The following is a 15,237-nucleotide window of genomic DNA, read 5'->3' as shown; positions in this document are numbered from 1 at the left end:
ATAGAGACAAATTAATACGGAACATAGAAAAGAGAGAGTTTTAATGGCAGAAAATAATTTACAAGACCAGTTATATGGTTTTTTAAAGGCGAACCCTTCGCAAGCCTTTCCCGCCCAAACGCTGGTCGATGGCTTGCACTTGCCAGGTGATAATGCCTTTACGAAAGTCGTTCAAGCATTAGCAGCGCTTGAACGCGATGAAAAGATTAAAGTGAATGACGACGGTGCCTTCCAATATAATGCGGAAAAAGAAGGTGTGATTGGTGAATTCCGTGCGAATGAACGTGGATTTGGGTTTATTCGTTATGACGATAATGCTGATGACATCTTTGTTAACCCGGATAACACCATGTTAGCTTTACAAGGTGATCAAGTCCGCGTTAAGTTGTTGAACAAAGGTGATGGCAACCGTGGCTCAGAAGGACAAGTTGTTGAAATTATGCACCGTTCACGTGAACGAATGGTGGGTGAATTTAAACTAGGATCTGAGTATGCTGGTTATATTGGTCGAATTACTTTAACGGATAAGAAATTTGCAACATACGAATTCTTAATTAAAGAAGGTGGTATGGCTGCTTCTGATGGCGAAGTCGTTGTTGCGACGATTGATGCCTATACAACAATTGATGCACCTAAACAGATGACTGGAACGGTTGTCCAAAAAATTGGTTATAAAGATGCCCCCGGCGTTGATATCATGCAAATTGTCTATAACCACGACGTACCGCATGTCTTCCCTGATGATGTGATGGAACAAGCTGAAGCAATTCCTGATCACGTTTTGGATGAGGAACGTGAAGATCGTGAAGATATCACGGATCAACCACTTGTTACGATTGACTCAATCGAGTCAAAGGACTTGGATGATGCCGTGACTGTTTGGCGCATGGATAACGGTAATTTCCATCTAGGGGTCCATATTGCTGACGTTTCACATTATGTTCCTGAAGGTTCTCCGCTAGATAAGGAAGCTTATAAGCGCGGTACATCAGTTTATTTGACTGATCGCGTGATTCCAATGTTGCCCCGTAACATCTCAAACGGAATTGCATCATTGAACGAGGGTGTTGACCGTTTGGCGATGTCAGCTGAAATGGAATTTACGCCAGATGGTACTTTGGTGAACCATCGTTTGCATAAGTCCGTGATGCGTTCACATGCCCGCATGACTTATATTGGTGTGAACGATATTTTGGCTGGTGATAAAGAAGCTCGTGAAAACTATCGTGAATTAGTGCCAATGTTTGAAGATATGCAACAATTGCACAATGCTTTAGCTGAAAAACGTAAGCAACGTGGGGCAATTGAGTTCGATGCGCCAGAAGCGAAAGTGATTGTGGATCCACAAGGAAAGCCGGTGGATATTGAACTTCGTGAACGTGGCACATCTGAACGCATGATTGAGTCATTTATGTTGGCTGCTAATGAAACGGTTGCCATGCACTATGATTTGGCCAAGGTACCATTCTTGTATCGTATTCACGAAGCGCCAGATAGTGAACGTGTTGAGAAATTCTTTGACTTTGTGAAAGCTTTAGGTTGCCCAGTTAAGGCAGACCCAAACCATGTTAAGCCCGCTGACTTGCAAAATATTCACCAATACTTTGTCGGCAAGCCTGAAGAACAAATGGTTTCAACAATGATGTTGCGTTCAATGCAACAAGCCAAGTATTCTGATCAACCACTAGGACACTTTGGAATTGGCGCGGATTATTACACGCACTTCACGTCACCAATTCGTCGTTACCCGGATTTGACAGTTCACCGTTTAATTAAGTGGTATGAGCAGGCTGGCTTTGGCTCTGATGCGCAGACGAAGTATCGTGAACAATTGCCCGTGATTGCTGAAGATACATCTGTTCGCGAACGTCGTGCCGTTGATACCGAGCGTGATACGGATGCCATGAAGAAGGCACAATACATGGAAGACAAGGTCGGTCAAGAATTCGACGCTGTCGTCAATGGCGTCTTGAAGTTTGGGATGTTCGTGTCGCTTGAAAACACCGTTGAAGGTTTGATTCATACGTCAAACTTAACGGATGATTACTATGCCTATGATGAATCACATATGGCCCTAATTGGTCGTCGATTCCACCACATCTACCAAATTGGACAGCCGGTTCGTGTGAAGTTGATTCGCGTTGATACAGAACAAAGTGCTTTGGACTTTATTCTAGTGGATCCTGATGCTGCACCGATTACGGATATTAAGGTCGCCGATGATCGCCGTGGTTCATTTGGTGGTAAGGGTGGTAACCACAAAAAGCCAGGTCAACAAGGCCGTGGTCGTCAAGGTGACAAGAACAAACAGGCTGGTAAGCCTAAAGATCACCGTGCGCCTAAGCCACGTCAAAATGGTTCAGCACAAAAGGGTCAACATAAATAAGTTTGATTAATTGGAGGGACCAACATGCCCAAAAAGAAAAAAGTTGTCAATGATGCTCTAGCAACCAATCGTAAAGCCCGTCATGATTATAATATTGGCGAAACGATGGAAGCAGGGCTTGAATTGACCGGAACTGAAATCAAGTCAATTCGAGCTGGTCGCATTACGATTGCCGATGGATTCGTGCAAATTCGAAATGGTCAAGCTTGGTTGGATAACGTGAATATTAGTCCGTTTGAACAAGGGAATCAGTTTAATCATGAACCTTTACGTTCACGCCGGTTATTGCTGCATAAACAGCAGATTCGACAGCTGGAAGCTGAAGTTTCACAAAAAGGGAAGACGATTATTCCGTTGAAAGTGTATATTAAACGCGGATTTGCCAAAGTTTTGATTGGCGTCGCGACCGGTAAACATAATTATGATAAACGTGAGACCTTGAAGCGTCGTGACCAAGAACGCGACTTACAAAGGGCATTAAAACGTTAAACCAAAAAACCACACGTGCGCGTGTGGTTTTTTTGTATGTCAGGAAAGTTAACATAATTTCGCGCAAAGTTTTTTTGGCGGTGTATGCTAGACAGGAAATTTGTAGAACACTTATCTCAGGAGGAAATGTCATGAATAAATGGCTAAAGGGTTTGGTCGCGACCGGTATCATGCTACTTGGTTTGGTTGCGGTACCGCACAGTATTTCAGCTGATGCGAAACCAAACTATACAATTGCAACGGATACCACTTATCCACCATTCGAATTCCAGACGCAAAATGGGAGTTACCGGGGAATCGATATGGATATGTTAAAGGCCATCTCAAAAGAAGAGGGCTTTACCTATACGTTAAAGCCAATGAGCTTTAACGCTGGCGTACAAGCTGTCCAAGCAGGGCAAGTCGATGGACTCTTAGCTGGTATGTCAATTACCCCTGAACGTAAGCAATCATTTGACTTTAGTACACCGTACTATAAGACAGGTGTGGTTGTGGCCGTCGATGGTAAGAACAAGTCAATTAAGTCTTTAGATGATTTAAAAGGTAAGAAGGTTGCGGTTAAAACTGGAACTGCAGGTGCGCAATACGCGCAAAGTATTCAAAAGAAGTATGATTTCAAACTCTCATTCTTTAATGATTCTAATACCATGTATAACGATGTGACTGTTGGTAATACCGTCGCTTGTTTCGAAGATCAACCGGTGATGGGATATGCGATCAAGCAAGGGACCACTTTGAAGGTGATTACTAAGCCTGCCAATACAGGAGGCTATGGTTTTGGTGTTAAGAAGGGTCAAAATGCTAAGCTCTTAAAGAGCTTTGACGATGGCTATGCCAAAATTGTTAAGTCAGGTGAATATGACAAGATTGTTAGCCATTATGTTGGTAAGGGTGCATACAACTATAAGGCTAACGCCGCTAAGAACGAGAAGCCAACGATCTGGAATATCATCAAGGATAATAAGTCAGCCTTACGTGATGGTTTGATTAAGACGATTGAGTTAACGGTCTTTGGAATCCTACTAGCCGCTTTATGGGGACTCTTCTTGGGTGTCTTGGGTGTTATGCCAAGCAAGTTGCTACGTGGACTATCAACGACAATCATCTATCTATTCCGTGGACTACCTATGTTGGTCCTAGCTTTCTTCATCTACATTGGTTTGCCGAACTTGACGGGCCAAAAGATTCCAGCCTTTACTGCTGGATTGATTACCTTAATCTTAAACGAAGGAGCTTATATCGGATCATTCGTTAAGGGTGGTTTCTTGTCAGTTGACAAGGGGCAACTAGAAGCTGCACGTTCATTAGGTTTGCCATACGGGAAAGCAATGCGTAAGGTCGTGATGCCACAAGGAATTCGTTTAACGATTCCAAGTTTCATTAACCAATTCATTATTACGTTGAAGGATACATCAATCCTTTCAGCCATTGGAATTGTCGAATTGACGCAAACGGGAACCCTTATTATTGCACGTAATCTACAAGGTTTCCGTGTTTGGTTGATTATCGGAGCAATGTACTTAATTGTAATCACGCTATTAACTTGGTTATCAAATTGGATTGAAAAGAGGATTAAGTAATGACAGCCATTGTTGACGTAACAGATGTGCATAAGAGCTATGGAAAAAATGAAGTCTTAAAAGGCATTGATTTACAAGTGCAAGAAGGTGAAGTTGTTGTGATGATCGGACCATCAGGGTCTGGTAAGTCAACTTTCCTCCGAACTTTGAATCACCTTGAACCCGCCGACAGTGGTAAAATCGTTATCAACGGTTGGGATATCAGTGACAAGAAAACCAACATCGATAAGACGCGTGAAACAATCGGCATGGTTTTCCAACACTTTAATCTTTTTCTACATTTAACGGTATTGGAAAATATGACATTAGCCCCAGTTCAGTTGGGAAAGCTGTCACAGGCAGAAGCTGATGAAAAAGGTTTAGCATTGTTAGACCAAGTTGGTCTACGTGATAAAGCTGATGTGAAACCAACGACCTTATCTGGAGGACAAGAACAACGTGTGGCGATTGCGCGTGCGTTAGAAATGAACCCCAAGATTATGTTGTTTGATGAGCCAACGTCAGCGCTTGATCCTGAAATGGTTGGGGACGTTTTACAAGTGATGAAGGATTTGGCAAAAGAGGGGATGACAATGGTTGTCGTCACCCATGAAATGGGTTTTGCCAAGCAGGTTGCTGACCGCGTTGTCTTCTTTGCTGATGGTAAGATTCAAGAACAAGGAACGCCTGAGGCCGTTTTCGAACATCCACAGAATCCACGGACCCAAGATTTCTTGAACAAAATTCTAAATGCTTAAGGTTTTTAAAAAAGGTAATGCTACAATATGTAGGATTACCTTTTTATTTTTAGAGACAATGAAATGGAGTAAATATGGCAGATTTTTTTGACACAGATTGGGCGGCTCCTTTGGTCGAAAGCTTACCAGATGCCTATTTTGAACAATTGAATACGTTTTTAACAAACGTATACGCAACTGAAACCGTTTATCCAGCGCGAGAAAATGTCTTTGCGGCCTTGGAAAATACACCATTAGCGCAAATTAAAGTTGTTATTTTAGGTCAAGATCCGTATATCAACCCGGGACAGGCACAAGGATTGAGTTTTTCGGTTCCGTCTGATTTCCCATTGCCGCCTTCATTAAGAAATATCTTTCAAGAATTGGCTGATGATTTACAGGTGTCGGCTCCAGTTAATGGTGATTTACATCCGTGGGCACGCCAAGGCGTTTTGCTTTTGAACGCGGTATTGACCGTACCAGCGGGAAAGTCGAACGGACATGCCGGTAAAATTTGGGAGCCTTTTACTGACGAAGTGATGCGGTTAGTGGCCAGTCAAGATCAACCAGTCGTCTTTATTTTGTGGGGGAAGTTTGCCCAAAAGAAAGCCAAGCTATTAGTGGGGCCGAATAATCTCATTTTAACGGCGCCACATCCTAGTCCATTATCAGCTTACCGTGGTTTTTTTGGATCAAAACCTTTCAGCCAAAGTAATGTTTTTTTGCAAAACCATGGCGTCCAGACGATTAATTGGAGTTTGTGAATAATTTAATTAATGCTAGCGTAAGCGCTAACAAGTATGCGATAATAGAAGTATAATATTTAGAAATAAACAAATTTTTTTGGAGGCTGACATAATGGAACTTTTTGAACAATTATCAGAAAAAATCAAAGGTCAAGGAAAGCGTATTGTTTTCCCAGAAGGAACTGATGAGCGTGTCCTCGGAGCTGCTGTTCGTTTAGCAGATGAGGCATTAGTTGAAGTAACTGTCCTTGGAGATAAATCAACAATTGAAGAAGTTGCTGCCGCCAAGAATTATGATTTGCAAACAATCAAAATTCTTGATCCAGAAGATTGTGACGAAAACTTGATGAATCTCATGATTGAGGAATTGGTTAAGCGTCGTAACGGTAAAACCGATGAAGTTACAGCCGAAAAGTGGTTGAAGGACGAAAATTACTTTGGAACCATGTTAGTTTACCTTGATCTTGCCGATGGTATGGTTTCTGGAGCAACACATCCAACCGGTGACACGGTTCGTCCAGCCCTACAAATTGTTAAGACAAAGCCAGGTTCATCGCGCATTTCGGGTGCCTTTGTTATGCAACGTGGTGAAGAACGTTATGTTTTTGCTGATTGTGCGATTAACATTGACCTTGATGCCCAAACGATGGCTGAGGTCGCGGTTCAATCTGCCGAAACAGCACAAGTCTTTGGGATTGATCCAAAGGTTGCAATGCTTAGCTTTTCAACTAAAGGTTCTGCGAAGGCACCACAAGTTGATAAGGTCGCTGAAGCAACAGAAATTGCCCACAAGTTGGCACCAGACCTTGCCGTTGATGGTGAATTACAATTTGATGCAGCGTTTGTTGAATCAGTTGCAGCTTCAAAGGCGCCGGATTCAGATGTAGCCGGTCAGGCTAATGTCTTTGTCTTCCCTGATCTTCAATCAGGAAATATTGGTTATAAGATTGCCCAACGTTTGGGTGGTTTTGAAGCAATTGGTCCTGTTTTGCAAGGTCTTGCTAAACCAATCTCTGACCTTTCACGTGGCTGCAATGAAGAAGATGTTTACAAGGTAGCCATTATTACTGCTGCGCAAGCTGTCGATGCTGATAAGTAAACATTAAAACTAGTGAAGCGAGAAATTGCTTTGCTAGTTTTTTGTTGATATGAGTGAAAATGGCGCCCAGTTTACAAAAAAATGATATACTAAAAATTATGATAGTGAATAGTGAATCTGTCGAAACGACACAAAAATTAGCAAAAACATTAGCACAAATTGTGACACCTGGCACCACCATTTTATTGCATGGTGATTTAGGCGCGGGGAAGACGACCTTTACGCAAGGCTTTGCCCGTGCGTTGGGGATTAAGCGTCCAGTTAAAAGCCCAACTTTTACTTTGGTACGAGAGTATCAAACGCCGGACTTTATGTTATATCACTTAGACGTTTATCGTTTAGGTGAGGAAGGTGGAGCCGACGACCTAGGTTTGGCTGAATATTTCAACGCAAGTAGCGTTAGTTTAGTTGAATGGTCTGAGTATATTCAGGCGGATTTACCTAGTGACGTTTTAAACGTGACCTTAACGCGAACCGATACGTATGACAAAATTGATCAAAGAAAAATTGAAGTGACTGCAACTGGGAGTCATTCACAACAAATTTTAAACCAGTTGGAGCAAACTTATGGACTTGATAATTAGGTTAGCAGAGCCAACCGATAGTGCCAATTTATTGGCTTTATTACGGCAATTATCTCAAGAATCGGATACTTTTTGCATTACGCAAGATCTTGAAACGATTGATGCCATCACGGAAGCACAAAATATAACGGCCATTCAGCAAACGCGTAATAACTTAATGTTGGTGGTGGCAGATGAGGATGATAATTTATATGGCTTAGCCACCGCCACTGCTTTGCTAGATAACCCCGAAGTAGCTGAAGTAGGTGTTGCCATACTGAAAACCTATCAAGGCTATGGATTGGCGCAGGGGTTGATTGCAGAACTCATTGACTGGGGTGAGACTTTTAGTACCATCAACCAATTGTGGTTAACGGTACAAAAACGGAATACGCCAGCGATACATATCTATGAAAAGTTCGGCTTTTCAGTTGTATTAGATGCCCAAAGCAATGGGCAAGATGATGAGGCAACAGCATGGCCAACACAGGCGATGCAACTAAATATGACTGGGGGAGAATAACGAATGAATTTTATTGCAATGGATTTCGAAACGGCAAGTGGTCAACGACATAGTGCGGTTTCTTTGGGAATCGCTGTCATTCGTGACAATCAGTTGGTTGATGAATTTTATAGCTTAATTAAACCAGACGCTGATGTCACTTTTGAGCGGCGTAACATCCAGATTCATGGTATTCATCCCGAGGACGTGGTAGATGCGCCAACTTTTCCAGAGGTTTGGCAACAGATTAAACAATTTTATACACCAGAACAATTGGTAATTGCCCATAATGCCCCATTTGATAATGGCGTCTTAAAGGCAAGCTTGACGCATTATGGTTTGCAACCCGCACACTATCTTTCATTAGACACGGTGCGAACATCGCGAAAATTGTACCCACAGTTGCCCAATCATAAATTGGATACTGTCTCGCAAGCCTTGAACATCGACTTAATGCATCATCACAATGCGTTAGATGATACGGTGGCGGCTGCACAAATTTTAGTACATGAAGCAAATGAATTTGGGGTTGAACAAATTAAACCCCTTGTTAAAGTGATATAGGAAAGGTTGTTGTATGCAAGAGATAAACTTAATCCGGGAGTTTCCAGGATATGACATTAAGCAGAATCAAGCTTTGTCGACCTATACGAATACTCGCGTTGGTGGGCCAGCGGATTGGATTTTTTGGCCCCGTAACTTAGATGAATTGAGCGAAGTAACACGTTATGCCCGCAATCAAGCGTTACCGATTACAGTATTGGGGAACGCATCGAATCTAATCATTACGAATCAAGGACTACGTGGGTTAGTCATTTTCTTGACGCGCTTAACAGAAGTTTCTGTCAATGAAAACACAGTCACTGCAGCTGCAGGAGCGGCAATAATCGATACAGCACAAGTTGCCTGTGAGCATGATTTAGCAGGGTTAGAGTGGGCTGCTGGAATTCCTGGGTCGGTTGGCGGCGCAGTTTACATGAATGCTGGTGCCTACGGAGGACAAGTCGATGACTGTCTCTTGGAAGCAGTTGTTCTAACACCAGAAGGTGCTCTAAAAACTTACAGTAAGCAAGCCCTAGATTTTGGTTACCGCCATTCAGCGGTCCAAGGAACCGGCGAGATTATTGTCAGTGCAACGTTCCAGTTGGTTCCCGATGCAAAGGTGAACATTGCGGAACGTATGGAAGACTTCAATGATCGCCGTGCCAGCAAGCAACCTTTAGAGTACCCATCATGTGGGTCGGTCTTTAAGCGTCCGGAAGGTTATTTTGCTGGAAAGTTAATCATGGATGCTGGATTACAAGGCTTTCAAGTTGGTGGTGCACAAGTGTCGACGAAACATGCTGGCTTCATTGTGAATAAAGGACAGGCAACTGGTTCTGACTATGTGGCAGTCATTAAACACGTGCAAGCGGTCGTCCATGAACAATTTCAAGTTGATTTAGAACCTGAGGTACGCATTCTAGGTGAATAAAGTAAGGAGAGCTACTGCATGGCAATACTGGAGACAATTATTGGGTTAACCCTCTTAGTCGTGATTGGAAATGTGCTGTCACATTTTTTAAAGCGTGTCCCGGTTAGTTTGATTCAAATTACCCTGGGGTTATTTATTGCGGTTTTCTTTGGTGTCAAAATTAACTTAGATAGTCACTGGTTTATGCTATTGTTTGTTGCCCCGTTGTTGTATTCGGATGCCTGGAATTTTCCAAAACGTGAACTTTGGAATTTAAAAGGTCCTATCTTTGGGAATGCGATTCTGCTGGTGTTCTTAACGACAATTATTGGTGGTTATGGTATCTACTGGTTAATTCCATCGATGCCATTGTCGGTTGCATTTGCGATTGCGGCCATTCTTTCGCCAACTGATCCTGTAGCGGTGGCGTCAATTGGACAAGAAACTAAGTTACCACCGGCTTTAATGCATCTTGTTTCAGGTGAGAGTTTGATTAATGATGCGAGTGGGCTGGTGGCCTTTAAATTTGCGATTGCTGCGACTGTTTCCGGCACGTTCTCATTAGCCCATGCGACCTCGGATTTCTTATATACCACGTTAGTTGGCGCAGTGGTTGGAATTGTACTGGGCTTGTTGATGACGCGGTTACAAAGCTGGTTGATGCAGGAGCAAGCAACCAATGCCGTGGTGAATGTGGTAACGAATATTTTAACCCCCTTCTTGATTTATCAAATTGCAGAAGGGGTGCACGCGTCGGGAGTGATTGCGGTCGTCATTGCGGCAATTGTTCAAAACTTACAAGTTAAAGGTAATCGGGCGACTAGTGGTGAGTATTATTTGGTTAATCGGACGACGTGGCAGGTCTTTAGTTACTTGATGAACGGATTTATTTTTATCCTGTTGGGGATTGAATTACCGGTTGCCATTAATGTGCACGCGGACAATAATCAGCTTGTACCGATTTCGATGTTATTCCTGTATGCGTTCCTAACTTGGTTCTTAATCTTTATGATTCGAGTCGTTTGGTCATATTTGAATCAAATTTGGGAAAAGCGACGGGTTAAAAGTACGGTCCTATCATGGAAGAATGCCTTTATGGCCGGTCTGACCGGTGTGCGTGGGGCTGTGACGATGGCCGGAGTACTTTCGGTGCCAGCGTTCATTGATAGCGGAGCGCCATTTCCTGAGCGGAGCATGATGCTCTTTATTGCGGCGATGGTGATTGTCATTTCATTATTAGCAGCGATTGTTTTACTACCGTTGCTTGCTAAATCAAGCAAGCCGAAGAAGAAAATGACCGTGCCTTTGGATGTTGCCAAACACATGTCAGAGCCACGTGCCTATACCTACGTTTTACAAACTGCGGTTGGGGAATTAGAACACGAGCTTAAGGCAAGTAATGCTAGCATTGTCTATGATGTTCTGACAGCCTATTACACGAAAATTCGACGCATTCAAATGCGCTCTTTACAGGAAGAAAAATTACAAAAGATTTTACGAACCGAATTGAAGTTCCGGATGATTGCGCTGAATGCACAGCGTGAGTCATTGACGCAATTACATGCGGAGCATCAAATTAGTTCGTTGGTTTACGATAGTGAAAACCGACGGTTGGACCGTATCGAAGATGACTTATCACAAACCGTACGAGTACGTTCGCAAAGGCAAAATAAATTTAATCTCGAACACCTTTGGCGTAAAGCTGTCCGAGCGATTCGTGTTTGGGTGAGCCACACCGATTCGGATGCCTTGCGCGCTGAGTATGAATTGGCTGCTCAGGCAACAGCTCAAGCAGGCTTAACAGCGATGACTGATTACGCTCAGTTACATGCGGGATCAATGAATCGAACAGAGACAACCGCCATTAAACATCTCAAAGTGCTGTTCCACTCACGGTTGGCCAATCAGCATCGTAATGTAAAAACGGTTAATAAAAAGAGTACAAAAGTCTTACGTCGTGAACTGGCGCTAAAAGGGTATACAACGCAACGTTCAGCGCTGGAACATCTGTACGAAGCTGGATTTATCGATGATCAAAGTGCAGTTAAAATTCGGCAAAATATTAATCTAGATGAAGCGAGTTACTTAGCACAAGATAGCGAATAGGGGCAAATGATGACACAAATTCTGGACTTTTTAAGTGAAATAAAAGTCACACAAATCGTTGATGTCTTAATTGTATGGTGGTTAATTTATCGACTCTTTATGATGATTCGTGGGACAAAAGCAATCACCTTGCTGCGTGGTGTAGGGATTGTGGTTGTGGTTAAGGTAGTGAGTTGGTATTTTGACTTAAGTACCATTTCATGGCTGACGGATCAAATTATTAATTGGGGTGTGATCGCGATGGTGGTCATTTTCCAACCTGAAATCCGTCGTGGGCTCGAACATTTGGGACGCTCGGCCTTGTTCAAGAATCGTGCGAACGATAACGATGAACGCAATTTGATTACATCACTAGACGAAGCCATTCAATACATGTCAAAGCGTCACATTGGTGCGTTAATTACGATTGAGATGGAGACTGGCTTAGAAGAGTATATGGAGACGGGAATTAAAATTGATGGTGATTTATCAAGTCAACTTTTGATTCAGACCTTTATTCCAAATACGCCATTGCATGATGGCGCAGTTATTATCAAGGATTTACGTTTGGCTGTTGCGGCGGCCTATTTCCCACTTTCGGACAATCCTATGATTCCCAAAGAATTGGGAACGCGACACCGAGCAGCTGTTGGTATTTCAGAAGTGACTGACGCATTGACCATCGTTGTTTCTGAAGAAACCGGTGGCGTCACGATCACACGAAACGCTGAACTGATGCAGGACTTGTCTCGTGATGACTATATGAAGTATCTGGAACGTCAATTGCTACCAGATCAAGATGGTGAAAAACAGACATGGCTTTCACATTTCTTGAATGGCTTTAAGCAGGAGGATTAGCGCATGAATACGAAATTAAGTAAATTTGGTTATCTCATCACCAGTCTAATCTTGGCCATTTTATTGGCTGCGTATGTCAATGGTCAGCATGACACAAGCATTACTCGAAATGTACAGTCAGCACAAAAAACACCCAAGGGTCTTAAAGATGGGGCTGTCGGGTTGATTTCAAAAAAACGCGAAACAATTTCAGTCCCTTTACAGTTAAATGGGATTAATACTGATGATTATTATGTTTCTGGAGCACCTGAAACGGTTAAAATCACCGTTTCAGGGTCACCAGCTTTGGTGACTTCCGCCAAGAATACAAAGAACTTTCAGGTATACGCTGATCTCAAACACTTAAATGAGGGTCGGCACACGATTAAACTGAAAGCATCGGGTATCAGTAATGATTTAACGTACACGATTGACCCAACCGACATTTCAGTAGATATTGCAAAAAAAGCGATTTCAAACTATACTGTTCAAACCAAGTATGATAGTCAGGCTATTGCTAATGGCTATCATGTTGGTAAAGTGACTTCAAGCGTACATAACGTTGAGGTGATGGGAACAGCAGATGTCGTGCAAACGGTTCAAAGTGTTGTTGCAGTGGTCAACTTGCCCCGTGATACTAAGAAAAGTATCCGACAAGATGTCACCTTACAAGCGTTAGACGAACATGGTAAGCCAGTTAACGTGGCAATTTCACCGCAAGTTACAACGGTTGATTTGCCGGTAATTGGCGGTGAAGGTAGTCGTCAAGTGCCAATTAAATTCCGTACTGAAAACGGGGATGCTAAGAACTTTGAGTTTTCTGCAAACGTGAATGAAGTAACGATTAATGGTAAAATGAAAGATATTGAAGGAATTAAGTCAATTACGGTGCCAATTGATGTGAAAAACATTCACACTAAGCAATCCTTGACGGTTAAACCAACCGCAATCAAGAACGTTAAAATTGACCCAGAAAAAGTTAAGGTGCAAGTGACACCTAAGGAGCAAAATTAATTATGGTAGATTTACATTATTTTGGAACAGATGGGGTACGTGGGATTGCCAATAAGGAACTCACGCCAGAACTTGCTTTTCGACTAGGTCGAATGGGCGGGGCCGTTTTGACACAACATGCACAAGATCGCCAAGCACGTGTCATTGTCGGACGTGATACACGTATTTCAGGTGAGATGCTTGAATCAGCCTTAGTTGCAGGACTATTGTCTGTTGGTATTGAAATTTTACGTCTTGGTGTAATTTCAACACCGGGTGTTTCTTACCTTGTTCAAGCGCAACAGGCCGATGCCGGTGTGCAAATTACAGCGTCACATAATCCCGCTGAAGACAATGGAATCAAGTTCTTTGGTGCTGATGGTTTCAAACTTTCAGATGAATTAGAAGGTGAGATTGAAAAGTTATTAGATGCACCAGTTGATGATTTACCACGTCCATCTGCTGAAGGACTAGGGTCAGTTTCGAACTTCCCTGAAGGTGCTGGTAAGTACTTGTCATACTTACAAACAACAATTCCTGACAATCTTGATGGATTGCATATTGCGATTGATGCGGCTAATGGAGCGACATCTGGTTTGGTAACAAGTCTATTTGCTGACATGGGTGCTGAATTTGATACGATGGCGACAAGTCCTGATGGATTGAACATTAATGATGGCGTTGGTTCAACGCATCCAGAAACGATTTCGGCATTTACTGTTGAAAAGGGTGCTCAAGTCGGATTGGCTTTTGATGGTGATGGTGACCGTTTGATTGCTGCCGATGAAAATGGTGACATTGTTGACGGTGATAAGATTATGTTTATCATTGGAAAATATCTTGATGAAAACGGTCGTTTGAAGCAAGATACAATTGTTACAACAATCATGTCTAATATTGGTATGTACAAAGCCATGGAAGAAAACGGCATTAAGTCAGTTAAAACTGATGTTGGTGATCGTTACGTGGTGGAAGAAATGGTTAAGTCAGGTTATAACCTTGGTGGTGAACAATCAGGACATGTGGTGTTCTTGGATTGGGCCAATACAGGGGATGGCTTATTGACTGCTTTGCAGTTGTTGCATGTTATGAAGGCAACTGGTAAGCCATTGTCAGAATTGGCTGGCCAAATGACGTCATATCCACAGGTTCTTATTAATGTTCGTGTTCAAGATAAGAAGGTTGCTTTGCAAAATGAAGAAATTCAAGCAAGCATTGAAGCTGTTGAAAAAGACATGAACGGGAATGGTCGTGTATTGGTACGTCCTTCTGGAACACAAGACTTATTACGTGTGATGGTCGAGGCACCTACTGATGAAGCAGCACAACAATATGCAGAACAAATTGTGGCCGTGGTTGAACAAACTGTTGGTGTTGCATAAACACATTTGATTAAAAATAAAAGCTGAGTGCTTCTCAGCTTTTTTATTTAGGGTAGAAGAGGCAGAAGATGACAAAAGCAGGTTTTCAAACTTTGAATATCATTGAAGAAATTACACGTCTAGATGGTTCGAAGTACAAAGAGATTGGGAATCTATTGCATAACGGACAGGCTGAGTATGCAGTAGAAGAAAAGATGATTCAAGAAGTGCGCATTTTAAAGTTAAATATTCCACACTCAAATAGTGTTCAGCAGTATGAAAAATACGTCAATGAGCATTTTGAAATCCCAGCGGAAATTGCGATTGATCATTATCAGGAATGGGAACGCACACCAGAAGTGGAACAACTGGTACAACAAATTTTAATTGAAAATAAAGTTAGTTAAAAAGTTTTACGTCTTATTTT

Annotated in this window: 15 protein-coding genes; all 15 read left to right on the top strand. The window is 42.4% G+C overall.

Features of this window, described 5'->3' with window-relative positions:
- Positions 1–43 precede the first annotated feature (43 nt).
- On the top strand, positions 44–2,386 hold the full coding sequence (rnr, locus tag IV50_RS06895; RefSeq protein ID WP_057746963.1) for a ribonuclease R: 2,343 nt from the start codon (positions 44–46) through the stop codon (positions 2,384–2,386).
- 24 nt (positions 2,387–2,410) lie between these two features.
- A complete protein-coding gene (gene smpB, locus IV50_RS06890) occupies positions 2,411–2,875 on the top strand; it encodes an SsrA-binding protein SmpB (protein ID WP_057746961.1) in 465 nt (154 codons plus the stop codon).
- A gap of 131 nt (positions 2,876–3,006) precedes the next feature.
- Positions 3,007–4,455, top strand: a complete 1,449-nt coding sequence (locus tag IV50_RS06885; RefSeq protein WP_057746959.1) for an ABC transporter substrate-binding protein/permease — start codon at positions 3,007–3,009, stop codon at positions 4,453–4,455.
- Positions 4,455–5,192, top strand: a complete 738-nt coding sequence (locus IV50_RS06880; protein WP_057746957.1) for an amino acid ABC transporter ATP-binding protein — start codon at positions 4,455–4,457, stop codon at positions 5,190–5,192. The genes IV50_RS06885 and IV50_RS06880 overlap by 1 nt, the downstream gene beginning before the upstream one ends.
- A gap of 74 nt (positions 5,193–5,266) precedes the next feature.
- A complete protein-coding gene (locus tag IV50_RS06875; RefSeq protein ID WP_057746955.1) occupies positions 5,267–5,935 on the top strand; it encodes a uracil-DNA glycosylase in 669 nt (222 codons plus the stop codon).
- Between the two features lie 94 nt (positions 5,936–6,029).
- On the top strand, positions 6,030–7,016 hold the full coding sequence (gene pta, locus IV50_RS06870; protein ID WP_057746953.1) for a phosphate acetyltransferase: 987 nt from the start codon (positions 6,030–6,032) through the stop codon (positions 7,014–7,016).
- A gap of 98 nt (positions 7,017–7,114) precedes the next feature.
- Positions 7,115–7,600: a tRNA (adenosine(37)-N6)-threonylcarbamoyltransferase complex ATPase subunit type 1 TsaE gene (gene tsaE, locus IV50_RS06865; protein WP_057747085.1), complete on the top strand. Its 486-nt coding sequence runs from the start codon at positions 7,115–7,117 to the stop codon at positions 7,598–7,600.
- The gene (locus tag IV50_RS06860; RefSeq protein ID WP_057746951.1) at positions 7,584–8,102 is read left to right on the top strand and encodes a GNAT family N-acetyltransferase; all 519 of its coding nucleotides are present in this window, start codon (positions 7,584–7,586) and stop codon (positions 8,100–8,102) included. The genes tsaE and IV50_RS06860 overlap by 17 nt, the downstream gene beginning before the upstream one ends.
- 3 nt (positions 8,103–8,105) lie before the next feature.
- Positions 8,106–8,645 (top strand): 3'-5' exonuclease, encoded by a 540-nt coding sequence (locus IV50_RS06855; protein WP_057746949.1) that lies wholly within the window; start codon positions 8,106–8,108, stop codon positions 8,643–8,645.
- A 13-nt stretch (positions 8,646–8,658) separates the two neighbouring features.
- The gene (murB, locus tag IV50_RS06850; protein ID WP_057746946.1) at positions 8,659–9,555 is read left to right on the top strand and encodes a UDP-N-acetylmuramate dehydrogenase; all 897 of its coding nucleotides are present in this window, start codon (positions 8,659–8,661) and stop codon (positions 9,553–9,555) included.
- An 18-nt stretch (positions 9,556–9,573) separates the two neighbouring features.
- A complete protein-coding gene (locus IV50_RS06845; protein WP_057746944.1) occupies positions 9,574–11,640 on the top strand; it encodes a Na+/H+ antiporter in 2,067 nt (688 codons plus the stop codon).
- A gap of 9 nt (positions 11,641–11,649) precedes the next feature.
- The gene (gene cdaA, locus IV50_RS06840) at positions 11,650–12,477 is read left to right on the top strand and encodes a diadenylate cyclase CdaA (protein WP_057746942.1); all 828 of its coding nucleotides are present in this window, start codon (positions 11,650–11,652) and stop codon (positions 12,475–12,477) included.
- 3 nt (positions 12,478–12,480) lie between these two features.
- Positions 12,481–13,470: a CdaR family protein gene (locus IV50_RS06835; RefSeq protein ID WP_057746940.1), complete on the top strand. Its 990-nt coding sequence runs from the start codon at positions 12,481–12,483 to the stop codon at positions 13,468–13,470.
- 2 nt (positions 13,471–13,472) lie between these two features.
- A complete protein-coding gene (gene glmM / locus IV50_RS06830; protein ID WP_057746938.1) occupies positions 13,473–14,831 on the top strand; it encodes a phosphoglucosamine mutase in 1,359 nt (452 codons plus the stop codon).
- 68 nt (positions 14,832–14,899) lie between these two features.
- Positions 14,900–15,217: a hypothetical protein gene (locus tag IV50_RS06825; protein WP_057746936.1), complete on the top strand. Its 318-nt coding sequence runs from the start codon at positions 14,900–14,902 to the stop codon at positions 15,215–15,217.
- The last annotated feature ends 20 nt before the right edge of the window (positions 15,218–15,237 follow it).

Origin of the sequence: Weissella viridescens (genome assembly GCF_001437355.1) — a bacterium.
In the GTDB taxonomy this organism is placed as follows: Bacteria; Bacillota; Bacilli; order Lactobacillales; family Lactobacillaceae; genus Weissella; species Weissella viridescens.
The sequence above is the reverse complement of the archived record's forward strand: the minus strand, read 5'-3'. Positions and strand labels throughout refer to the sequence as shown.